The organism is Pseudomonas songnenensis (genome assembly GCF_003696315.1).
Classification (GTDB): domain Bacteria; phylum Pseudomonadota; class Gammaproteobacteria; order Pseudomonadales; family Pseudomonadaceae; genus Stutzerimonas; species Stutzerimonas songnenensis.
Map to the genome: position 1 here is coordinate 874,624 of NZ_RFFN01000002.1, position 23,521 is coordinate 898,144.

The 23,521-nt window shown below is 61.7% G+C and carries 18 protein-coding genes; 11 read left to right on the top strand and 7 right to left on the bottom strand.

The window, feature by feature from the left end:
- Positions 1–58: 58 nt before the first annotated feature.
- Genes EA798_RS08540 through imuA form a run of 3 tightly spaced genes read right to left on the bottom strand, consistent with a single transcriptional unit; the run spans position 59 to position 5,168 of the window.
- Positions 59–3,133, bottom strand: coding sequence for an error-prone DNA polymerase (locus tag EA798_RS08540; RefSeq protein ID WP_122098643.1), 3,075 nt, complete (start codon positions 3,131–3,133; stop codon positions 59–61).
- Positions 3,130–4,542, bottom strand: coding sequence for a Y-family DNA polymerase (locus EA798_RS08545; RefSeq protein WP_122098644.1), 1,413 nt, complete (start codon positions 4,540–4,542; stop codon positions 3,130–3,132). Before EA798_RS08545 ends, EA798_RS08540 begins: the two co-directional genes overlap by 4 nt.
- Before the next feature lie 8 nt (positions 4,543–4,550).
- Positions 4,551–5,168, bottom strand: coding sequence for a translesion DNA synthesis-associated protein ImuA (gene imuA / locus EA798_RS08550; protein ID WP_122098645.1), 618 nt, complete (start codon positions 5,166–5,168; stop codon positions 4,551–4,553).
- A gap of 366 nt (positions 5,169–5,534) precedes the next feature.
- Between imuA and mtnA the strand changes: the two genes are divergently transcribed.
- From mtnA to rpsA, 8 genes are all read left to right on the top strand, one after another.
- A complete protein-coding gene (mtnA, locus tag EA798_RS08555) occupies positions 5,535–6,611 on the top strand; it encodes an S-methyl-5-thioribose-1-phosphate isomerase (protein WP_122098646.1) in 1,077 nt (358 codons plus the stop codon).
- A gap of 134 nt (positions 6,612–6,745) precedes the next feature.
- A complete protein-coding gene (gene gyrA, locus EA798_RS08560) occupies positions 6,746–9,556 on the top strand; it encodes a DNA gyrase subunit A (RefSeq protein ID WP_122098647.1) in 2,811 nt (936 codons plus the stop codon).
- Positions 9,557–9,658: 102 nt separating this feature from the next.
- Entirely contained in the window at positions 9,659–10,744 is a 1,086-nt protein-coding gene (gene serC / locus EA798_RS08565) for a 3-phosphoserine/phosphohydroxythreonine transaminase (protein WP_122098648.1), read from the top strand.
- Positions 10,744–11,841: a prephenate dehydratase gene (gene pheA / locus EA798_RS08570; protein ID WP_015276815.1), complete on the top strand. Its 1,098-nt coding sequence runs from the start codon at positions 10,744–10,746 to the stop codon at positions 11,839–11,841. Before serC ends, pheA begins: the two co-directional genes overlap by 1 nt.
- An 82-nt stretch (positions 11,842–11,923) precedes the next feature.
- Positions 11,924–13,033, top strand: coding sequence for a histidinol-phosphate transaminase (gene hisC / locus EA798_RS08575; protein WP_122098649.1), 1,110 nt, complete (start codon positions 11,924–11,926; stop codon positions 13,031–13,033).
- Positions 13,030–15,273: a bifunctional prephenate dehydrogenase/3-phosphoshikimate 1-carboxyvinyltransferase gene (locus EA798_RS08580; RefSeq protein WP_122098650.1), complete on the top strand. Its 2,244-nt coding sequence runs from the start codon at positions 13,030–13,032 to the stop codon at positions 15,271–15,273. Before hisC ends, EA798_RS08580 begins: the two co-directional genes overlap by 4 nt.
- Complete coding sequence (cmk, locus tag EA798_RS08585) at positions 15,270–15,959, top strand: (d)CMP kinase (RefSeq protein WP_106158541.1); 690 nt, start codon at positions 15,270–15,272, stop codon at positions 15,957–15,959. Before EA798_RS08580 ends, cmk begins: the two co-directional genes overlap by 4 nt.
- 191 nt (positions 15,960–16,150) lie before the next feature.
- Positions 16,151–17,833: a 30S ribosomal protein S1 gene (gene rpsA / locus EA798_RS08590; RefSeq protein ID WP_003302488.1), complete on the top strand. Its 1,683-nt coding sequence runs from the start codon at positions 16,151–16,153 to the stop codon at positions 17,831–17,833.
- A gap of 100 nt (positions 17,834–17,933) precedes the next feature.
- Here the strand turns inward: rpsA and EA798_RS08595 are convergent, their stop codons facing one another.
- Positions 17,934–18,377, bottom strand: a complete 444-nt coding sequence (locus tag EA798_RS08595; RefSeq protein ID WP_122098651.1) for a MarR family winged helix-turn-helix transcriptional regulator — start codon at positions 18,375–18,377, stop codon at positions 17,934–17,936.
- An 80-nt stretch (positions 18,378–18,457) separates the two neighbouring features.
- Here EA798_RS08595 and EA798_RS08600 point away from each other — a divergent pair, with 80 nt between their 5' ends.
- Together EA798_RS08600 and EA798_RS08605 are read left to right on the top strand one after the other, a co-directional pair.
- A complete protein-coding gene (locus tag EA798_RS08600; protein WP_122098685.1) occupies positions 18,458–19,624 on the top strand; it encodes an aminotransferase-like domain-containing protein in 1,167 nt (388 codons plus the stop codon).
- 46 nt (positions 19,625–19,670) lie between these two features.
- Positions 19,671–20,273 carry a glutathione S-transferase family protein gene (locus EA798_RS08605; RefSeq protein ID WP_106158543.1) on the top strand — a complete coding sequence of 201 codons (603 nt, stop codon included), beginning with the start codon at positions 19,671–19,673 and terminating at the stop codon, positions 20,271–20,273.
- Between the two features lie 46 nt (positions 20,274–20,319).
- Here EA798_RS08605 and folE read toward each other — a convergent pair whose 3' ends face one another.
- From folE to EA798_RS08620, 3 genes are all read right to left on the bottom strand, one after another.
- Positions 20,320–20,865: a GTP cyclohydrolase I FolE gene (gene folE, locus EA798_RS08610; protein ID WP_015276822.1), complete on the bottom strand. Its 546-nt coding sequence runs from the start codon at positions 20,863–20,865 to the stop codon at positions 20,320–20,322.
- A gap of 95 nt (positions 20,866–20,960) precedes the next feature.
- A complete protein-coding gene (locus EA798_RS08615; protein WP_015276823.1) occupies positions 20,961–21,518 on the bottom strand; it encodes a Smr/MutS family protein in 558 nt (185 codons plus the stop codon).
- Positions 21,519–21,657: 139 nt separating this feature from the next.
- Positions 21,658–22,254, bottom strand: coding sequence for a cysteine hydrolase family protein (locus EA798_RS08620; protein ID WP_106158544.1), 597 nt, complete (start codon positions 22,252–22,254; stop codon positions 21,658–21,660).
- A gap of 268 nt (positions 22,255–22,522) precedes the next feature.
- Here EA798_RS08620 and prmB point away from each other — a divergent pair, with 268 nt between their 5' ends.
- Positions 22,523–23,488 carry a 50S ribosomal protein L3 N(5)-glutamine methyltransferase gene (prmB, locus tag EA798_RS08625; RefSeq protein ID WP_167462922.1) on the top strand — a complete coding sequence of 322 codons (966 nt, stop codon included), beginning with the start codon at positions 22,523–22,525 and terminating at the stop codon, positions 23,486–23,488.
- The last annotated feature ends 33 nt before the right edge of the window (positions 23,489–23,521 follow it).

Genomic DNA, 23,521 nt, shown 5'->3' on the forward strand with positions numbered 1-23,521 from the left:
CATTGCCTTGTTCTCGCCATGCGCCTTCTCTTCGGCGCTTGCTGGCGGGGCAGCTCGATCACTGAAAATCGCGGCTACGCACATCGAGTCCGGTGAGCAGGGGCGTGAGGTCGGTCAGGCGGCCGGCGATGAGATGTCGTACGCCGCTGGCCGACTCCAGATGGCCATCCACACGAAGCAGTTGAGACTGGATCAAGGGTCGCCTCTGGCGCTCGGCCAAGTCGCGCCAGACCACCACGTTGACCATGCCGAACTCGTCTTCCAGGGTAACGAAGATGACACCGCTGGCGGTCTGTGGGCGTTGTCGGCCGATCACCAGGCCGGCAACGCTGACCGGGCGGCCATGCTCGATCGTGCTCAGTTCCCGAGAACTGCGGCAGCGCCGGGCCTTGAGCTCATCTCGTAGCAGGAGCAAAGGATGCGGCCCCAGCGTCGTGCCAAGGGTCGCGTAGTCGTTGAAAAGGTCTTCACCCACCGAAGGCAATGGCAGGTTGATGAAAGTTTCCTCCGGTGCGGGCAGGCTGGCGAACAGCGGCAGCTGTGGTTCGATTCCGGCGACGGCCCAGCGCGCTCGATGGCGATGGCCGACCAGGCCGCGCAGGGCGCCGGCATCGGCGAGCTGCTCGCGCGCACGCGGTTCGAGCTCGGCGCGCAGGCACAGGTCATGGATATCTGTGAATGGTTGGCGTTGGCGTGCGGCTTCGATGCGCTGGGCATCGGCTTCCCGAAAGCCGCGTACCATGCGTAGCCCCAGGCGGATGGCCGGTTGTGCCTGGCGGCTTGGCTCGAGACTGCAATCCCAGTCGCTGTGGCGAACGTCCACCGGGCGGATTTCCAGCCGGTGGCGACGGGCGTCCTGGAGAATCTGGTCAGGGTTGTAGAAGCCCATCGGCCAGCTGTTGATCAGGGCGCAGGCAAATGCAGCCGGCTCGTGGCGTTTCAGCCAGCAGCTGGCATAGGTGAGCAGGGCAAAACTCGCAGCGTGCGATTCTGGAAAACCGTAGCTGCCGAACCCTTTGATCTGCTCGAAGATCCGCGCGATGAAGTCGGGCTGGTAGCCTTTGGCGAGCATTCGCTCGGTCAGTCGCACGCGGTGAGGCTCCAGGCTGCCGTGACGCTTCCAGGCGGCCATGGCGCGGCGCAGCTTGTCGGCCTCGTCTGGAGTGTATTCGGCCGCCACGATCGCCAGTTCCATCACCTGTTCCTGAAAAAGGGGCACGCCAAGGGTGCGCTCGAACACCGGTTTCAGTTCTTCGGACGGATAGTCCACCTCTTCTTCCTTGTTACGTCGACGCAGGTAGGGATGCACCATGTCGCCCTGGATCGGCCCGGGGCGGACGATGGCGACCTGGATGACCAGGTCGTAGAAGGTCTTCGGGCGCAGGCGTGGCAGCATGGCCATCTGTGCACGTGATTCGATCTGGAACACGCCGACCGTATCGGCCCGACTGATCATCTCGTAGGTGGGCTTGTCCTCCGCGGGCAGCGTGGCGATGGTCCAGCGCGTGCCGCGATAGTGTTCGATCAGGTCGAAACAGCGACGTATCGCGCTGAGCATGCCCAGTGCCAGCACGTCGACCTTGAGCAGACCGACCGCATCGAGGTCGTCCTTGTCCCACTGGATCACCGTGCGGTCGGCCATGCTGGCATTCTCGATCGGCACCAGGGTGTCGAGCGGCTGTTCGGAGATCACGAAGCCGCCAGGGTGCTGGGACAGGTGACGGGGGAAACCGATAAGCGCATCGGTCAGCACCAGGACCCGGCGCAGAACCGGATTGTCCGGGTCGAAGCCGGCCTCGCGCAGTCGCGAGTCGTCGGGTATGTGCTCACTCCAGCGTCCACAGCAGCCGGCCAGGGCGTTGATCTGGTCCGGCGGCAGGCCCAGCGCCTTGGCGACATCCCGCAGGGCGCCGGTGGCGCGGTAGCTGCTGGCGACGGCTGTGAGGGCGGCGCGATTGCGCCCGTAGCGCTGAAAGACGTACTGGATAACCTCCTCGCGGCGGTCGTGCTCGAAATCCACGTCGATATCGGGCGGCTCGTTGCGCTCGCGGGAGAGGAAACGCTCGAACAACAGTTTGCTGCGCACCGGGTCGAGTTCGGTGATGCCCAGTACGAAGCAGACGCTCGAGTTGGCCGCCGAGCCCCGACCCTGGCAGAGAATGCCCCGCTCGCGGGCGAAGCGGACGATGTCATGCACGGTCAGGAAATAGCTTTCGTAATGCAGGTCGGCGATCAGCTCCAGTTCATGTTCGAGCTGCGCGCGGGCCTTTTCCGGGATGCCGTCCGGCCAGCGCCAGCGTGAGCCATCCTCGACCAGCTTGCGCAACCATGAGGTGGTGTCATGTCCGGGCGGGACCAGTTCGTGGGGATAGTGATATTTCAGCTGGTCGAGCTGGAAATGGCAGCGCTGGCTGATGCGAAGGGTTTCGGCGAGCAGGTCGGCTGGATAGAGCTGGGCCAGCTCCTCGCGCGACCGCAGGTGGCGTTCGCCATTGGGAAAGAGGTGGCATCCGGCCTCGGCGACCGGCAGATGGTGGCGGATGGCGGTCATGCAGTCCTGCAATGCCCGGCGACCGCGGGCATGCATGTGCACGTCGCCACAGGCCACGGCGGGTATGCCCAGGCGTGAAGCCTGGGCCAGGCATTGCCGCAGCTGCAGCGCGTCGTCCGGTCCCCGGTGCAGTTCGATGCCGAGCCACAGCCGCTCGCGAAAACGTTCGAGCAGCCATCGACCGTCGGTGTCGGCGTGACCGGGCAGCCAGATCGCCAGCATTCCCTCTAGCGGCCCCTCGCTCAGGTCTTCGCGCAGCGCCTGGTAACGACCTTTCTCGGCCCTTCGGCGGGCACGGGTGATCAGCTGGCACAAGGCCTGGTAGCCGGTCAGGTTTTCCACCAGCAAGACCAGTTTGGGCCCGCCCTCGATCTGCACCTCGCTGCCAATGATCAGCGGCAGACCGGTGTCCTTCGAGGCCTGCCAGGCGCGCACGATACCGGCCAGGCTGCATTCGTCGGTGATCGCCAGAGCGTCATAGCCTTGGCGCTTGGCGCGCTCGAAGAGTTCGCGCGCGCTGGATACACCCCGCTGGAAGCTGAAGTTGGACAGGCAGTGCAGCTCGGCATATTCGACGTTCATGCGAACCAGCCGTGCAGCAGCAGCGGCCCGCCGGTAAGGGCGCGAAACGCCCAACCCTGTTGGCCGGTAGCGGTTTGCACCCGGTAGTAGTCGCGTCGCGCGTCGGCACCATCCCACCAGCCGGACTCGATGCGCTCGGGGCCAGCCAGGGTGAGCAGACCCTCTTCGCGCAAGGGCTGCGGGGTGCTCAGCAGCCAGCCGGGGCGCAAACCTACTTGAGGCAAGGGTTCGGTGTGGGCGAGGCTGCTTTCCCGCCAGGCGCATTCCGGGCGGTGGTCCGCGCGTGCGCTCAGCGAGACCACGGCGTCGTCACCCAGTCGGGCGCGGAGGCGTTCGCGCAGCTGCTCCCAGGGCACATTCTGCTGCGGGCGCTCGTCGAACAAGGCCTGATGGGCCGGCGTGAAGGCTGGCAGATCGCGAGCCAGCAGACGCACGGCCAGGACGGGGGCCGGCAGTTGCAGGTGCTCGAGGCGGCCACGGGTCAGTTCGAACAGCATGGCGGGCTCGCGTTCGGTACTGAGCAGGCCGACCGGCACCTCGCTGTCGGGCAGGGTGCGATGTTCCAGGTACAGGCTGAAACGCTGGACGCCGCTGTCCCGCCCGGCGAGAAAGGCGGCCAGGTCGGCGGTCAGTCTGCGCAATGGAAACAGCAGGGCCTGGTGGGACTCGACCTCGAAATTCAGTTCGATGCGGGTGTCGAAGACATCCGGCGGGCGGTAGAACTCCAGAGGCAGCGGTCGATGCCCGAGCAGGGTGTCGAGCTGGGCCAGCACTTGGGCCGGAAAGCGTCTGGCCAGGCTGTCGCGCGGCAGGGCGAGCAGTTGATGAAGATGGCGCAGGCCCATGCGTACCAGCGACGTGCTGACTTCGCGGGGCAGGCCGAGGCGCTCGATCGGCAGTACCCCGAGCGCCTGATGCAGCACGGCCGTATCGGTCACGGCCAGCCCGTCATGGGCATTGGCGAGGACGCGCGCGGCCGCCGGGTTGGGTGCCAGGGTGATGCGGTGGCGGAAGCCCAGGTCTGTGAGTTCCTCGCGCAGGCGCGTCTCGAATCGTGGCCAGGGGCCGAACAGGCCGAGGCTGGAATGCACCTCCAGCAGCAGACAGCGCGGATAATGTAGGCTGACCTGGGCGCTGTAGCCGTAACCCCAGGCCGCCAGAAACTGCTGCCAGCGTTCGATCATCAGCGGGTCGTAATCGGCGGTGGCGAAGTCGTGGGTCAATGCCTGGGCTGCGACCAGCGATTGTCCTGGCTTGAGGCCGAGCTTGCGGGCGGCCGCGTTGACGGCCTGCAGCACGCGGCGCTGTGGCGGGCCGGCGAGCAGCACCAGTGGTGCGGCGGCATCGTCGCAGTGACGCAGGATGCCGTCCATGGCCAGTTGCGGCAGCAGAATGCAGGCCCAGAGCATCGTTACACCTACTGCCAGGCGCTGGCCGGGAGCGCCTGCCCCGGAGCCAGGCCGCCGCGGCACTTGATGACACGTAACTGTGCCGGCTGTGCTTCGATGGTCAGGCGTAGTGCCGCCGGTGATGGGTTACTTGCTTCATGCAGCGGCCGATAGACGAAGCCCAGGGTTTGGCCGGTTTCAGCGGCAACCTGCAAGCGCCGCAAGGCGCGGTCATCAGCTTGTTGCGGCCAGCACAGCACGGCCGCACAACTGCCGGAGCGCAGGCATTGTTCAGCGGCCCACAGCGCATCGCGCCCCTTTGCCTGGACAATGGTCAGCCACCGCAAGTCTACACCCGCGGCCAACCAGGCCTGGGGGTAGGGTCGATGAGGGGGCGTTATCAGCACCACCCGCTCGCCGGCCGTGGTCAGCCGTGCAAGGGTCGGCCACAGCAGGCTCAGCTCGCCGATACCTGTGGCGGCAACGAGGAGCTCGCTGATGGCCGACTCCGGCCAGCCGCCACCGGGCAGGAACTCATCCAGTGTGGCGTGTCCGGTCGGCTGGACAGCCGTGCGAGACGTTATGGCCTGGCCACGCCAGACGCGACGTGTATCCAGCAGGCTATCGAGAGCGACCACTGCGGTCATGAAGAGGCATCCAAAATAACTGTATATAGATACAGTATTTGGCCGGTCGAGAGTTGGTCAAGCGCGACGCGATGAGTGAGCGCGGCGCTTCATCTGTTCGAGCGCATGCTCCCTCCGTGGAAGGCGGGGCCAGTCTGATAGCTGCTCGGCCACTCGGCGTCGCCAAGCCCTGATCACTGCTGCTTGTGCTGGGAAAATCCGTCGATTAGCATTCGCGCCCGGGATAAGAGGCCGCAGTGGTCATATTTGCGGCTTCCCGGCCATATCGAGATTAGAAAGCCCGGTTCGTCCGCGATCCGGGCTTTTTCTTTGCTGTGCGGGGCGCATGATGACCCTGTATCGACGAAGCTGAACGAGGGAAATGCCATGCGCGAGCGTTTGTTGGCTGCGGAAAAGGTTAAGTCGATCGAATGGCTGGATGGGCGCCTGAATCTGCTCGATCAGCGCAAGCTTCCCGTCGAAGAGGTTTGGTGCAGCCATGATTCCGCAGCGTCGGTCGCTGCGGCGATCCGGGATATGGTCGTGCGCGGCGCGCCGGCAATCGGCATCAGCGCAGCCTATGGCCTGGTCCTTGCGGCGCGTGCCCGTATCGCCGGCGGCGGTGATTGGCGGCAGGCCTTGGAGGAGGACTTCAAGGTGCTGGCCGATTCCCGTCCCACTGCGGTCAATCTGTTCTGGGCGCTGAACCAGATGCGCGAACGACTGGATCGCCTCAAGCCGGGTGAAGACCCGTATTCAGCGCTGGAAGCCCAGGCCATTTCCATCCATGACAGCGATCGCGAGGCAAATCTGGCGATGGCGCAGTTTGGCGTCGACCTCATCCGCCGCCATCAGGGTAATCCGCAGAACCTGCTCACCCATTGCAATACAGGCGCCCTGGCGACCGGCGGTTTCGGTACGGCGCTCGGAGTCATCCGGGCGGCGCATCTTGAGGGGCTGGTAGAGCGGGTGTATGTCGATGAGACCCGGCCGTGGTTGCAGGGCTCCCGGCTGACGGCCTGGGAACTGCTCGGTGATGGCGTTCCGGCTATGGTGAATGCTGACTCGGCGGCTGCTCATCTGATGAAATCCAGAGGCATCTCCTGGGTGATCGTCGGTGCGGATCGCATCACCGCCAATGGCGATGTGGCGAACAAGATCGGTACCTACCAGCTGGCGGTCCTGGCGATGCACCACGGCGTGCGTTTCATGGTGGTGGCGGCGAGTTCGACCATCGACATGGCGTTGGAGAGCGGCGAGGAGATCCAGATCGAGGAGCGCGCCGGCAGCGAGCTGCTTGAGGTCAACGGTCAGCGCTTCGCGGCTGATGTCGAGGCATTCAACCCGGTGTTCGACGTGACGCCGGCCGATCTCATCGACGCCATCGTCACCGAGAAAGGTGTGGTCGAGCGCCCGAACGCCGCGAAGTTGGCTGAGCTGATGAGCCGCAAACGGCTGCACTGAGTAATGGCCGGTCGCGCTCGGGCGTGGTGTGCAAGCCGGTTTTGCTCCGTGCAAGGCTCAGTTTATAGCAGTCGTCTGTGTTACCATCCCGCGCTTATTACAGGACCCTGCTGACTATAAGGAACCAGGCTTCCATGGGCGAACTGGCCAAAGAAATCCTCCCGGTCAATATCGAAGACGAGCTCAAGCAGTCCTACCTTGATTACGCCATGAGCGTGATCATTGGCCGTGCGCTGCCGGACGCGCGCGATGGCCTGAAACCGGTACACCGCCGCGTACTGTTCGCCATGAGCGAACTCGGCAACGACTGGAACAAGCCGTACAAGAAATCCGCCCGTGTGGTCGGTGATGTGATCGGTAAATACCACCCGCATGGCGATTCGGCGGTATACGACACCATCGTGCGTATGGCTCAGCCGTTCTCGCTGCGCTACATGCTGGTCGACGGTCAGGGCAACTTCGGTTCGGTCGACGGCGACAGCGCTGCAGCGATGCGTTACACCGAAGTGCGCATGGCCAAGCTGGCCCATGAACTGCTGGCCGACCTGGACAAGGAAACCGTCGACTGGGTGCCCAACTACGATGGCACCGAGCAGATCCCGGCGGTCATGCCGACCAAGGTTCCCAACCTGCTGGTGAACGGTTCCAGCGGTATTGCGGTAGGCATGGCGACCAACATCCCGCCGCATAACCTGGGCGAAGTCATCGATGGTTGTCTGGCGCTGATCGACAACGCCGATATCACCATCGACGAACTCATGCAGTTCATCCCGGGCCCCGATTTCCCCACCGCCGGTATCATCAACGGCCGTGCTGGCATTATCGAGGCCTACCGCACCGGCCGTGGCCGCATCTATATCCGTGCGCGCGCCGATATCGAAGATATCGACAAGGTCGGTGGACGCCAGCAGATCGTCATCACCGAGCTGCCTTACCAGCTGAACAAGGCACGGCTGATCGAAAAGATCGCCGAGCTGGTGAAAGAGAAGAAGATCGAAGGCATCACCGAGCTGCGTGACGAGTCCGACAAGGACGGCATGCGCGTGGTCATCGAGCTGCGCCGTGGCGAAGTGCCGGAGGTGATCCTCAACAACCTCTATGCCCAGACCCAGCTGCAGAGCGTCTTCGGTATCAACGTGGTGGCGCTCATCGATGGCCAACCGCGCACGCTGAACCTGAAAGAGCTGCTGGAAGCCTTCGTGCGCCACCGCCGCGAAGTCGTCACCCGCCGTACAGTCTACGAACTGCGCAAGGCGCGCGAGCGTGGACATATTCTCGAAGGGCAGGCCGTAGCGCTGTCCAACATCGATCCGGTCATTGCGCTGATCAAGGCCTCGCCGACGCCGGCCGAAGCCAAGGACGCGCTGATTTCCACTGCCTGGGAGTCGAGCGCCGTTGAAGCCATGGTCGAGCGCGCGGGGGCTGATGCCTGTCGCCCGGAAGGCCTCGATCCGCAGTTTGGCCTGCGTGACGGCAAGTATTTCCTGTCGCCGGAACAGGCGCAGGCGATTCTCGATCTGCGTCTGCACCGCCTGACCGGCCTCGAGCACGAGAAGCTGCTCAGCGAATACCAGGAAATCCTCACCCAGATCGGCGAGTTGATTCGCATCCTGACCAATCCGGTTCGCCTGATGGAAGTCATCCGCGAAGAGCTGGAAGGCGTGAAGCGCGATTTCGGCGATGCACGGCGCACCGAGATTCTCGAGTCGCGTCTGGATCTGACGCTGGCGGATCTGATCACCGAAGAAGAGCGCGTCGTCACCATCTCTCATGGTGGCTATGCCAAGTCGCAACCGCTGGCCGCCTACCAGGCACAGCGTCGCGGTGGCCGTGGCAAGGCTGCGACTGGTGTGAAGGAAGAGGATTACGTCGAGCATCTGCTGGTTGCCAACAGTCACACCACGCTGCTGCTGTTCTCCAGCAAGGGTAAGGTGTACTGGCTGAAAACCTACGAGATCCCCGAAGCATCGCGTACTTCCCGTGGTCGCCCGCTGGTCAACCTGCTGCCGCTCGATGAGGGCGAGCGCATCACGGCGATGCTTCAGGTCGATCTGGAAACACTGCGCAAGCAGGCTGCTGAGGGTGAAGAAGACCTGGACGAAGCCGAAGGCTTGGTCATCGAGCACGATGATGCGGAAGACGTCGAAAGTGATGAGGCCGACAGCGACGAGAAAGACGAGCCGACCGGCTCCTACATCTTCATGGCTACCGCCAATGGCACGGTCAAGAAGACACCGCTGGTGCAGTTCAGCCGTCCGCGTACATCCGGCCTGATTGCACTCAAGCTGGAAGAAGGCGACACCCTGATCGCTGCGGCCGTCACCGACGGTGCCCAGGAAGTGATGATGTTCTCCGATGGCGGCAAGGTCATTCGTTTCAAGGAAAGCAAGGTTCGCATCATGGGTCGCAATGCCCGCGGTGTACGCGGTATGCGTCTGCCCGAAGGGCAGCGCATCATCTCCATGCTGATTCCGGAACCGGACGCGCAAATCCTGACCGCTTCTTTGCGTGGCTACGGCAAGCGCACCGCGATGGAAGAGTTTCCTCGCCGCGGCCGCGGTGGTCAGGGTGTCATCGCCATGGTCACCAACGAGCGTAACGGCCCGCTGATCGGTGCCGTGCAGGTGCTCGAGGGTGAGGAGATCATGCTGATCTCCGATCAGGGCACGCTCGTGCGGACCCGCGTCGATGAGGTGTCATCGCTGGGTCGCAATACTCAGGGCGTCACCCTCATCAAGCTGAGCAAGGGCGAGCATCTGGTAGGCCTGGAGCGCGTGCAGGAGCCATCCGAGGAGGACGTGCTGGAAGACATCGAAGCGCTGCTCGATGACGACGCCCTCGAGAAGGAAATGCCTGTACTCAGCACCGAGCCTAGCGAGGATGAACTGCTCGGCGGGGCTGGCGACGTATCTCCGGATGTGGTGCCGACAGACGACGAAGACTGATCGGCGAAAGTAATCCGTAAACAGGTGGTAGCGCGGCGGCCGGTAGAGGTACCGGTCGCCGCGCCGCGGGATTCAACATCGAGCAAGAGCGAGAGAACAGCAGTGAGCAAACGCGCCTTTAACTTCTGTGCCGGTCCGGCTGCGCTTCCCGAAGCCGTCCTTCAGCGCGCCCAGGCGGAGCTTCTCGACTGGCACGGCAAGGGCCTGTCGGTCATGGAGATGAGCCACCGTAGCGACGAGTACACCGCTATCGCCGAAAAGGCCGAACAGGATCTGCGCGACCTGCTGGCGATTCCGTCGAACTACAAAGTGCTGTTCCTGCAGGGGGGCGCCAGCCAGCAGTTTGCCGAGATTCCGCTGAACCTGCTGCCGGAAGATGGCGTTGCCGACTACATCGATACGGGCATCTGGTCGCGCAAGGCGATCGAAGAGGCGCGCCGTTTCGGCAACGTCAACGTCGCAGCAAGTGCCAAGTCGCTCGATTACTTCGCCATTCCGGGGCAGAACGACTGGCAGTTGAGCGAGCGCGCAGCGTACCTGCACTACGCGAGCAACGAGACCATCGGCGGCCTACAGTTCGACTGGGTTCCGGAGCTGGGGGACACACCGCTGGTCGTCGACATGTCCTCGGATATCCTCTCGCGGACCATCGATGTCTCGAAGTTCGGCCTGATTTACGCCGGTGCGCAGAAGAACATCGGGCCATCCGGGCTGGTGGTCGTCATCGTTCGTGAAGACCTGCTCGGCCATGCGCGTTCCGCCTGCCCGACCATGCTCGACTACAAGATCGCCGCGGACAACGGCTCTATGTACAACACGCCGGCAACCTTTTCCTGGTACCTCTCGGGGCTGGTCTTCGAATGGCTCAAGGAGCAGGGCGGCGTCGAGGCGATGGAGCAGCGCAACCGCGCGAAGAAGGACATGCTTTACGGCGCCATCGATGCCAGCGATTTCTACACCAACCCGATCGCCGTCAACGCGCGCTCGTGGATGAACGTGCCGTTCCGTCTGGCCGATGAGCGCCTGGACAAGGCGTTCCTGGCCGGTGCCGACGCGCGCGGTCTGTTGAACCTGAAAGGTCACCGCTCCGTGGGCGGCATGCGTGCCTCGATCTACAACGCTGTCGGCCTGGATGCGGTCGAGGCGCTGGTGGCCTACATGGCCGAGTTCGAGAAGGAGCGCGGCTGATGAGCGACGCCGATCAGCTGAAGGCCCTGCGGGTTCGAATCGACAGTCTCGACGAGCGCATTCTTGACCTGATCAGTGAGCGCGCCCGCTGCGCCCAGGAAGTGGCCCGGGTCAAGACCGCGGCGCTGGCCGAGGGCGAGTCGGCGGTGTTCTATCGTCCGGAGCGCGAAGCCTGGGTGCTCAAACACATCATGGAACTCAATCGCGGGCCGCTCGATAACGAAGAGATGGCCCGCCTGTTCCGCGAGATCATGTCGTCCTGCCTGGCATTGGAGCAGCCGCTTCGGGTTGCCTATCTCGGCCCGGAAGGTACCTTTTCCCAGGCTGCGGCGCTCAAGCATTTCGGCCATGCGGTCATCAGTACGCCAATGGCAGCCATCGATGAGGTGTTCCGCGAAGTGGTCGCCGGTGCGGTGAACTTCGGCGTGGTGCCGGTGGAGAACTCCACCGAAGGTGCAGTCAACCACACTCTGGACAGCTTCCTCGAGCACGACATCGTCATCTGTGGCGAGGTGGAGCTGCGTATCCATCACCATCTGCTGGTGGGTGAGACCACCAAGACCGATCGCATCACGCGCATCTATTCTCACGCCCAATCGCTGGCGCAGTGCCGCAAGTGGCTCGATGCGCATTATCCGAATGTCGAGCGGGTGGCGGTTTCCAGCAATGCAGATGCAGCCAAGCGGGTCAAGAGCGAGTGGAACTCGGCGGCCATCGCCGGCGACATGGCGGCCCAGCTCTACGGTCTGACCAAGCTGGCCGAGAAGATCGAGGATCGCCCGGATAACTCCACGCGGTTCCTGATCATCGGTAGCCAGGAAGTCCCGCCGACCGGCGACGACAAGACCTCGATCATCGTCTCGATGCGCAACAAGCCGGGTGCGCTGCACGAGCTGCTGGTGCCATTCCACGCCAACGGCATCGATCTCACCCGCATCGAGACGCGGCCGTCGCGCAGCGGCAAATGGACCTACGTGTTCTTCATCGACTTCCTCGGTCATCATCAGGATCCGCTGATCAAGGATGTGCTGGAGAAGATCGGTCAGGAAGCCGTGGCGCTGAAAGTGTTGGGCTCCTATCCCAAAGCAGTCCTTTGATATTGCGGCTTCAGGCTGCGGCGGCGGGGACAGGCGGGCGGCTTGTACCAGCCGCCAGAGGCCTGCGGCCTGAGGCTTTTTTATGAGTTGTGATTACCTCGCCCTGGCGCAGCCGGGTGTGCAGAAGCTGTCTCCCTATGTGCCGGGTAAGCCGGTTGACGAGCTGGCGCGCGAGCTGAATCTGGACCCTGCTGGAATCGTGAAGCTGGCCAGCAACGAAAACCCGCTGGGGCCGAGCCCGAAAGTGCTCGACGCTATCAGGGCTGAGCTTTCGGAGCTGACCCGCTACCCGGACGGCAACGGCTTTGCGCTCAAAAAGCGACTCGCCGAACGCTATTCGGTCGGCATCGGTCAGGTGACGTTGGGCAATGGTTCCAATGACATCCTCGAACTGGTCGCTCGCGCCTACCTGGCACCGGGGCTGAATGCCGTGTTCAGCGAACATGCCTTCGCCGTCTATCCGATCGCGACCCAGGCGGTCGGCGCCGAGGGTCGTGCGGTCGCGGCGAAGAACTGGGGGCACGACCTGGATGCAATGGCGGCGGCCATCGACGAAAACACTCGAGTGGTTTTCGTCGCCAACCCCAACAATCCGACAGGAACCTGGTTCGAAGCTGCTGCCCTGGACTCGTTTCTAGCCCGCGTCCCGGAGCATGTTCTGGTGGTGCTGGACGAGGCCTATATCGAATATGCCGAAGGGCAGGAGTTGCCGGATGGCCTGAGGTTTCTTGCGGACTATCCGAACCTGCTGGTTTCGCGCACCTTCTCCAAGGCCTATGGCCTGGCCGCCCTGCGCGTCGGCTACGCCATCAGCTCGCCAGTGATCGCCGACGTACTGAACCGCGTCAGACAGCCGTTCAATGTGAATGGTCTGGCACTGGCAGCGGCTTGCGCAGCGCTGGACGATGTTGATTATCTTATCGCCAGTCGCAAGGTGAATGACGCCGGAATGGTCCAGCTGGAGTCTGGCTTTCGCCGGTTGGGGCTGGATTGGATTCCGTCGCGGGGCAATTTCATCGCGGTGGATTTCGCCCGTGATGCTGCGCCGATCAATCAGGCCCTCTTGCGCGAGGGCGTGATTGTGCGGCCTGTGGCTGGATACGGCATGCCAACGTTCCTGCGTGTCTCAATTGGGACCGAGCAGGAAAATGCACGCTTTCTCGATGTGCTGCGCCAGGTGCTCGCTCAGTGAACCACGTTCGTCACGCCCAGCAGCCTTCGCCTGTTGTAAATCGTCTGGTGGTGATCGGCCTCGGGCTGATCGGCGGCTCGTTCGCCAAAGGTTTGCGTGAGGCGGGCCTTTGTCGCGAAGTGATCGGCTTCGACCTGGACGCGCGCTCGCGGGAACTGGCGGTCGAACTGGGTGTGGTGGATCGTTGCGCCGACACGCTCGCCGAGGCTTGTCACGGGGCTGACGTAATCCAGCTTGCGACGCCTATCCTTGCGCTGGAGCGGCTGCTCGGTGAGCTGGCGAAGCTCGAACTGGGCGATGCGGTGATCACCGATGTCGGCAGTGCCAAGGGTAACGTGGTGCGCTGTGCGCGCAACGTGTTCGGCGAGATGCCTTCCCGCTTTGTCCCTGGCCATCCCATTGCGGGCTCTGAACTGAGTGGCGTGACGGCGGCCAAGAGCACGCTGTTCCGGCGGCACAAGGTCATCCTTACGCCGGTAGAGAACACCGATCCACAAGCGCTCGCGCTGGTGACTAAGCTCTGGTCGGCACTCGGTGCAGACGTCGAGCACATGGACGTCGCCCATCACGACGAGGTGCTGGCTGCCACTAGTCATCTGCCGCACCTGTTGGCCTTCGGTCTGGTTGATTCGCTTGCCAAGCGCCATGAGAATCTCGAGATCTTCCGTTATGCGGCAGGTGGCTTTCGCGATTTCACCCGTATCGCTGGTAGCGACCCGGTGATGTGGCACGACATTTTTCTCGCCAATCGCGAGGCCGTGCTGCACACCCTGGACGATTTTCGTGCCGATCTCGACGCACTGCGCGCCGCGGTCGATGAAGGAGACGGGCACCGGTTGTTGGGCGTGTTTACACGTGCCAAGGCGGCCCGGGAACATTTCAGTAAAATACTGGCTCGCCGAGCCTATGTGGACGTTATGCATTCCAATGACCTCGTTTTCCTCGCCAACCCCGGCGGCAGCCTGACTGGCCATCTGCGTGTGCCAGGCGACAAATCCATTTCTCATCGCTCGATCATGCTCGGCTCCCTCGCTGAGGGTGTGACGGAAGTCGAAGGCTTCCTCGAGGGCGAAGATGCTCTGGCGACCATTCAGGCGTTCCGGGACATGGGCGTCGTCATCGAGGGCCCGCATCAGGGGCGCGTGACCGTCCATGGTGTGGGGCTGCACGGCCTCAAGGCCCCGCCCGGGCCGATCTACCTGGGCAACTCCGGGACCTCCATGCGGCTGCTGTCCGGTCTGCTCGCGGCGCAGCCGTTCGATACCACCCTGACCGGCGATGCGTCCCTGTCCAAGCGACCGATGAATCGCGTCGCCAAGCCGTTGCGCGAGATGGGCGCGGTCATCGAGACGGCTCCGGAAGGGCGGCCTCCGCTGACCATTCGTGGTGGTCAGCGTCTGTCAGGTATGCATTACGAGATGCCTATGGCCAGTGCCCAGGTCAAGTCCTGCCTGTTGCTGGCTGGTCTGTATGCCGCCGGCCAGACTTCGGTCACCGAGCCGGCCCCGACGCGCGACCATACCGAACGCATGCTGCGTGGCTTCGGCTATCCGGTGTCCGTCCAGGGCAGCACTGCGCTCGTCGAGCCCGGGCATAAGCTGCAGGCGACGCATATTGAGGTGCCGGCAGATATCTCTTCGGCGGCTTTTTTCATGGTTGCGGCGAGCATCGCTCAGGGCTCGGAAATCGTGCTCGAGCACGTTGGTGTAAATCCGACCCGTACCGGTGTGATCGACATCCTCAAACTGATGGGTGGCGACATCTCTCTGGAGAATCCACGCGAGGTGGGCGGCGAGCCAGTGGCGGACATCCGTGTGCGTGGAGCGCAGCTCAAGGGTATCGATATTCCTGAAGATCTGGTGCCTCTGGCTATCGATGAGTTCCCGGTGCTCTTCGTGGCTGCGGCCTGCGCGGAAGGTCGTACTACGCTGCGTGGTGCCGAGGAGCTGCGGGTCAAGGAGTCAGACCGCATCCAGGTCATGGCGGACGGGCTGCAGACCCTCGGTGTCAAGGCTGAACCGACCCCTGACGGAATTGTCATCGAGGGAGGTGCTATAGGCTCCGGCGAAGTCTGGGCCCATGGCGACCATCGTATTGCAATGTCCTTCAGCGTCGCGGCGCTACGCGCCAGCGGTCCGATCCGTATCCATGACTGCGCCAACGTGGCGACTTCGTTCCCCAACTTCCTGGCGTTAGCACAGCGTGCCGGCATGCAGGTTCATTCGGAGGGAGATTCATGATCAGGCCCGTTCCGGTCATCACCATCGATGGGCCAAGCGGCTCCGGAAAGGGAACCGTTGCTGCTCTGCTTGCGGGCAAGCTTGGCTGGAATTTTCTCGACTCCGGTGCCTTGTATCGTCTGCTGGCCTTTGCGGCGCGTAACCACGGTGTCGATCTGACCAACGAAGAGGCGCTGAAAGTGCTCGCCGAGCACCTCGATGTCCAGTTTGGTGCGGCTCGTAACGGTCACGGCATGATCATCACGCTCGAAGGAGAGGAGGTCACCGAAGCCATTCGCAATGAAAGCGTTGGCGCAGGTGCATCCCAGGTTGCGGCATTGCCGGTGGTTCGCACAGCCTTGCTGCAGCGCCAGAAGGCTTTTCGCGAAGCACCTGGACTGGTTGCCGACGGACGCGACATGGGCACTGTGGTTTTCCCCGATGCACCATTGAAGATATTTCTCACCGCCAGCGCCGAAGAGCGTGCTCGTCGGCGGTACTTGCAGTTGAAGGCGCGGGGCGATGATGTTAATCTCGCGAGTCTTCTTGAGGAGATCCGGGAGCGCGACGAGCGCGACACCCAACGTGCGGTGGCACCGCTGAAGCCGGCAGATGATGCCGTTCAACTGGATTCCACTACACTCTCCATCGAAGAAGTGCTGCAAAGGATTCTGAGCGAAGTCGCCGACCGCGATTTGGCTGGATGATCGGAACGCTGAAAGGCGGCCAAACGGATTCTAGACACGCCCAGCCCAAGTTGTGAGTGTCGGAGCCGTTAACAAGGAGGCATGTGGGAGACCAGATCCAGTCCCACAGGCCTTTTTTTATATGAATGAACCCACATTGTCTGGAATGTGGAGATTGGGCGGATCCTCGCCTGAAAACAGCAGGAATCAACATGAGCGAAAGCTTCGCAGAACTTTTTGAAGAAAGCCTTAAATCCCTCGACATGCAGCCGGGCGCCATCATCACCGGCATCGTGGTCGACATCGACGGTGACTGGGTCACCGTGCATGCCGGCCTCAAGTCCGAGGGCGTCATCCCGGTCGAGCAGTTCTACAACGAGCAGGGCGAGCTGACCATCAAGGTGGGTGACGAGGTCCACGTTGCTCTGGACGCGGTTGAAGATGGCTTTGGCGAAACCAAGCTGTCCCGTGAAAAGGCCAAGCGCGCGGAATCCTGGATTGTTCTGGAAGCGGCTTTCGCTGCAGAAGAAGTGGTCAAGGGCGTCATCAACGGCAAAGTCAAAGGTGGCTTCACCGTCGACGTCAACGGTATTCGTGCGTTCCTGCCGGGTTCGCTGGTCGATGTCCGCCCTGTGCGCGACACCACCCACCTGGAAGGCAAAGAGCTCGAGTTCAAGGTCATCAAGCTGGACCAGAAGCGCAACAACGTTGTCGTTTCCCGCCGCAGCGTGCTGGAAGCCGAGAACAGCGCCGAGCGCGAAGCTCTGCTGGAATCCCTGCAGGAAGGTCAGCAGGTCAAGGGTATCGTCAAGAACCTCACCGACTACGGTGCGTTCGTTGACCTAGGCGGCGTCGATGGTCTGCTGCACATCACCGACATGGCCTGGAAGCGTATCAAGCATCCGTCGGAGATCGTCAACGTTGGCGACGAGATCGATGTCAAGGTTCTGAAGTTCGACCGCGAGCGCAACCGTGTATCGCTGGGCCTGAAGCAGCTGGGCGAAGACCCATGGGTTGCCATCAAGGCTCGTTACCCGGAAGGCACCCGCGTTCAGGCTCGTGTCACCAACCTCACCGACTACGGCTGCTTTGCTGAGCTGGAAGAAGGCGTCGAAGGTCTGGTACACGTTTCCGAAATGGATTGGACCAACAAGAACATCCACCCGTCGAAGGTCGTACAGGTCGGCGACGAAGTGGAAGTCATGGTTCTGGACATCGACGAAGAGCGTCGTCGTATCTCCCTGGGCATCAAGCAGTGCAAGTCCAACCCATGGGAAGACTTCTCTGGCCAGTTCAACAAGGGCGACCGCATCTCCGGCACCATCAAGTCGATCACCGATTTCGGTATCTTCATTGGTCTGGACGGCGGCATCGACGGTCTGGTGCACCTGTCCGACATCTCCTGGAACGAGCCGGGCGAAGAAGCCGTCCGCCGCTTCAAGAAGGGCGACGAGCTCGATACCGTCATCCTGTCGGTCGATCCGGAGCGTGAGCGTATCTCCCTGGGCATCAAGCAGCTGGAAGACGATCCGTTCTCCAACTACGCCGCCGTCAATGACAAGGGCAGCATCGTTCGCGGTACTGTGAAAGAAGTTGACGCCAAAGGCGCCATCATCGATCTGGGCAACGATATCGAAGCGACCCTGAAGGCGTCCGAAATCAGCCGTGACCGCGTTGAAGACGCGCGCAACGTGCTGAAGGAAGGCGACGAAGTCGAAGCCAAGATCATCAGCATCGACCGCAAGTCCCGCGTGATCAGCCTGTCCATCAAGTCCAAAGACGTCGAAGACGAAAAGGATGCGATGAAAGAGCTGCGCACCAAGCAGGACGTAGAAAGCACTGGCCCGACCACCATTGGTGATCTGATCCGTGCTCAGATGGAAAACCAGAACTAAGTTCGGGTTCTTCATGAAAAAGGGCGACTTCGGTCGCCCTTTTTTGTGTCTGTGGGAAAGTGAACGATGATGCCGTCCGCTCGAGTCGCCGAGTTCTCGCCTAGCCTCTGGCCTTCTCCATGGCAAGTGCCTGGTTGACTGCCAGCCAGCCATCCACGGCTTGCTCGCCGACATCATCGAAGGCTCGCTGCAGCAGCCTGACCTGCTCCCGACGCAGCGCTTGCTCCAGCTTCGCCCCTTGTGCGGTAAAGCGCAGCATGCGCTTACGCTTGTCATCCTCAGCGGTAAGGCTTTCCACCAGATGCATTTCGATCAGCTGGCGTAGCGGTGTATTCAGTGCCTGCTTGGAGACACCGAGATAGCTCAGCAACTCCTTGATGCTCAGGTCCGGATAGCTCGCGATAAAGAAAAGAATGCGGTGATGCACGCGGGATAGGCCGCGGCGGGCGAGCATCTCGTCAGGCTTGACCGTGAAAGCCTGATAGCCGAGAAAGAAGCTTTCCATTATCTGGCGCTGCACTGCGCTTTTTTTTAGGTCAGGCATATTGACGTATTTATCGTGGGAGGCGTAATTTCGGTCAAGAAGTTTGACTTATTTTGCAGCGCCTCGCATCTGGTATGGAAATGGCCTTCTCCGAACGCATTACTCGTCTTAAAAGTTCTCTCATTCGTGAAATTCTTGCCGCAGCCCAGCGCCCGGAAGTGATGTCCTTTGCCGGTGGGCTGCCGGCGGAGGCGATGCTGCCGGCGGTCGATTGGGCCGAATTGCCGGCGAGCATGGGGCAGTACGGTATGAGTGAGGGCGAACCCGCTCTGCGTGAGGCCATTGCCGCCCAGGCGCGAGCGCTGGGCGTGCCTTGCGAGGCCAGCCAGGTGCTGATCGTCAGTGGATCGCAGCAAACACTGGATCTTGCCTCGAAGCTATTTATCGACGTGGGCACGGAGGTGTTGGTCGAAGCACCAACCTATCTTGCTGCACTTCAATCCTTCCAGCTGTTCGGCGCACATTGTCTGGCGGTGCCGCAACACGCTGATGGTCCGGATCTGGACGCCTTGCGCGCCACGCTGGAGCAACATACACCAGCTTTCGCCTATCTGATCCCGACCTTCCAGAATCCCTCTGCCGTGCGCTATAGCGAACACAAGCGTGACGCTGTCGCTGCGTTGCTGGACGAGTTCGGTGTGACGCTGCTGGAAGACGAGCCGTACCGCGAACTTGTGTTCGATCAGGGCAGTGCCAGGCCCATCGTGTCGCGTCTCCAGCGGGCCAGCTGGATCTACACCGGCACGGTATCCAAGACCCTGCTGCCGGGTTTGCGAGTGGGCTACCTGATTGCGTCCCCGGACCTGTTTCCTTATCTGCTGCGCCTGAAGCAATCCGCGGATCTGCATACCAATCGGATCGGACAATGGCAGGCGCTGCAATGGCTGGGCAGCGACCATTACCAGGCGCATCTCGAACAGTTGCGCGAGTTCTACCGAGTGCGCCGCGATGCCATGCAGGCGGCGTTGGACGAGCACTTCAGCGACCTGGCTACCTGGGAATTGCCGCAGGGCGGGCTGTTTTTCTGGTTGACGCTGAAGCAGCCGCTGGACACGCGGACGCTGCTCAATCAGGCGCTGGCTGAAGACGTCGTGTTCATGCCCGGCGAGCCGTTCTTTGTCGATCCGGACGCGAACCCCGGTTACCTGCGGCTGAATTTCAGCCATGTTGCCGGCGAGCGAATGGGGGAAGGATTGTGTCGGTTGGCGAAGGTCATTCGCGAAGCCAGCGCGCGGGAAGCTGCCTGAGAGGTTATAGCTGACCCGCGACGCGGGTCGATCGGGAGGGGAGACCATGTTGAAAGTCTATGGCGATTACAGGTCGGGTAATTGCTACAAGATCAAGCTGATGCTTCATCTGCTGGACAAGCCTTATGAATGGATTCCGATCAACGTCCTGCGGGGTGAATCCCGTTCCGAGGAGTTTCTGAAGAAGAATCCGAACGGCAAGATTCCGGTTCTGGAACTGGAAGATGGCACCTGCCTTTGGGAGTCGAATGCCATCCTGAACTATCTGGCCGAGGGCAGTGAGTTTCTGCCGACTGACCCGCGCTTGCGCACACAGGTGCTGCAGTGGCAGTTCTTTGAGCAATACAGCCACGAGCCCTTCTTGGCAGTAGCCCGTTACATCAAGGTCTACCTCGGTATGCCGGAGGACCGACGCGAAGAGTACGAGGCCAAACAGCTGGACGGCTATCACGCACTGAACGTGATGGAGCAGCAACTGCAGCGCACACCGTACCTGGTCGGGGAGCATTACTCGATCGCCGACGTTGCGCTATATGCCTATACACACGTGGCTGAGGAAGGCGGTTTTCAACTGGAAGGCTATCCCGCGATCCGCCAGTGGCTGCAACGCGTCGCCAGCCATCCGCGGCATGTCGGTATGTACGATTGAACGAAAAACAGGGCCGCAAGGGCCCTGTTTTACTGTGCGGCAGGCATCACTTCACCAGACCGAGAAACTCGCTGCGGGTTGCCGCATTCTCGCGGAACTGGCCGAGCATCACCGATGTGACCATCGATGAATTCTGCTTCTCGACGCCGCGCATCATCATGCACATATGTTGCGCCTCGATGACCACCGCGACCCCTGATGCACCAGTAACCTGCTGCATCGCCTCGGCGATTTCGCGGGTCAGGTTCTCCTGAATCTGCAGGCGGCGCGCATACATGTCTACGATTCGGGCGACCTTCGACAGGCCGAGCACCTTACCGTTGGGCAAATAAGCAACATGAGCCTTGCCGATGAAAGGCAGCATGTGATGCTCGCACAGCGAATACAGCTCGATATTCTTGACCAACACCATTTCGCTGTTATCCGAGCTGAACAGCGCACCGTTGGTGACTTCTTCAAGGGTCTGCTGATAGCCCTTGCACAGGTACTGCATGGCTTTGGCCGCGCGCTTGGGCGTGTCGAGCAGGCCTTCGCGGCTAACGTCCTCGCCAAGTTGGCCAAGGATCGCGGTGTAGTGTTGTTCCAGGGACATTGAACTACCTGTCAGGCTTCATGAGGTCGCGAAGGCGAAGGGTAGGGGGCGGCCGCTTGGCTGGCAAGTATTCCGAGTAATCTGCTTGGTGTGTTTCATTCATCCCTGCCTTCGAGCATGGTGCGCTTGAGCATCACGTAAATGGCGCCGGTTCCGCCATGGCGTGGCAGGCAGGACGTGAAGCCGAGCACCTGAGGATGTTGCCGCAGCCAGGTGTTGACGTGGCTCTTGATCAGCGGCCGCTTGCCGTCCAGTCGTGCGGCCTTTCCATGGGTAACCCGGACGCAGCGTACTTCGAGCCGTGTTGCTTCGGCGATGAAGTCCCACAACAGCTCGCGGGCCTTCTCGACACTCATGCCATGCAGATCGAGGCTGCCTTCGAATGGAATCTGACCGGCTTTGAGTTTGCGGACCTGGCTGTCTTGCACGCCGTCGCGAGCCCAGTACAGCTCGTCCTCGGCACCCACATCGATGACGAACTGATCCGACAGGCCATCGACGCGAGTCGTGTCATTGCTTACGGTGGCATTGCTGCGGCGGGTGGCGATCTGTTCACGATTGCTACGTGCCTTGCCAGTCTCGGCACGGTCGTGCTTGATCGGTTTGACGCCGCGCACGGCAGATTGGAAGAGGGAAAAGTCGTCGTCTTGCATGGAGCCTCCAAACAGGCAGGCAGTTTACCCCAGCCACTGCGCCTGGCGGATAGGCGTTCCGTCCAGGCACTTATCTGTCGAGACAGCTGTTGTCGTCAAAGGACGACTGAATGACGTACATGGGCCAGCCAGATAGGGCCTAGCGAGCAAGCGCCGCTACATCCTGGACGCAAACGGCGAAATTGTCCGCGAGGATAGTCATCTCGATACGGTGGACCTGCTCGGCATCGATGCTGCCGTCGCCCATCGGAAGATTACGCGTGGCGCAAGCGCTGTCGACCAAGGTGCAACGGTAGCCGTAATCCTTGGCGGCGCGAACGGTGGTACTGACACTCGAGTGCGTCATGAATCCGCAAACGATCAGATCAAGACGTCCCAGTTTCTGCAGCAGTTCATGCAGTTCTGTGCCGGAGAATGCATTCGGGAGGCGCTTGGCAACCACGGCCTCGCCAGGCAGCGGAGCGGCTTCAGGCATGATCTGTCCGCGAAAGCCCTGTGGATCGAAAAGGCCGCCGCTGATGCCAAGGTGATGCACATGTACGATCGGCGCGCCGGCTTCGCGCGCGGCGGCCAATAGCCGGGTGATTTCAGGAAGTGCCCGGTCCAGCGCAGGCAAGGCCAGAACACCGCTGCGATATTCTTCCTGCACATCGATGACCAACAGGGTGGCATTCGTCAGCGTAGCCGGGTTATAGCTCCGGCCACTGAGCTGAAGCATGGTCTGTGGCTTGGTCATTGTCGGCTCCTTGTGCTGTGAGGGGGCTGATTGTGGCGCCAGAACGCGGCGATGTGAACCGTCCGGCGCATGTTTCGCCGCTCGTCGTGCTCATTGCTTAGCGCGGTCGTGAATACGCTTTGCAGTCTGCGTGCGGGCTTTTCGTGCGGCCCCGAAGGGTAATGCCAGCCGCCGATGAATGCTTGTAACCAATTGGGCATTTACAAAATGGGCAACTGTGAGGGCCAGCATACCCGTCGATGGCCGTCGCGTGGCCCGAGTTTTCTGGATGCCTGCTACACTCGCGCCCTTTTCTACAGGAGACGTCTTCGTGACCGCTTCGCTCTCCCGCTTGCGTACGCTGCGTGACTATATTCGTTGGGCTGTCAGTCGTTTCCAGGCAGAACAATTGTTTTTCGGCCATGGCACCGATAACGCCTGGGACGATGCTCGGCAGTTGGTACTGGGCGCGTTGCATTTGCCGTGGGAAATGTCCGACAGCTACCTGGACTGTCGTCTGGAGCAGGACGAATGCGAGCACCTGCAGAACCTGCTACGCCGGCGCATCGAGGATCGCGTGCCGACCGCTTATCTACTTGGGCAGGCCTGGTTTTGTGGCTTGCCATTCATTGTCGATGAGCGCGTATTGATTCCTCGATCGCCTATTGGCGAGCTTATCGAGCATCGCTTCGAACCGTGGCTGCCTGGTACGCCGAAGCGGATACTTGATCTGTGCGCCGGCTCGGGTTGCATCGGCATTGCCTGCGCGTACGAGTTTCTCGAAGCAGAGGTGGTGCTGGCGGATCTATCGTTCGATGCGCTCGAGGTGGCCAATCGCAACGTCGAGCAACATGGCCTTGAAGAACGCGTGTACACCGTGCAAAGCGATGGTTTCGATGGCTTGCCCAATCAGCGTTTCGATCTGATCGTTTCTAACCCGCCATATGTCGATGCCGAAGATTTCGGCGATATGCCGGAGGAATTTCACCACGAGCCCGCCTTGGGGCTGGCGTGTGGTGAAGACGGTCTCGATCTGGTGCGTCGAATGCTTGCCGAAGCAGCGGACCACCTGACCGATGACGGTACTCTGATCGTCGAAGTCGGTAACAGCCAGATCCATGTGCAGGCGCTGTACCCGGAAGTGGATTTCACCTGGCTGGAATTTTCACGCGGCGGGCATGGGGTATTCCTGTTGGCCGCGCAGCAGTGCCGGAAGCACCAGGCACTGTTTCGCTCGCGCCTCGAGGAGCATTGAGCTGACGGACCACAGCCTGTTCCTGCGCGACGA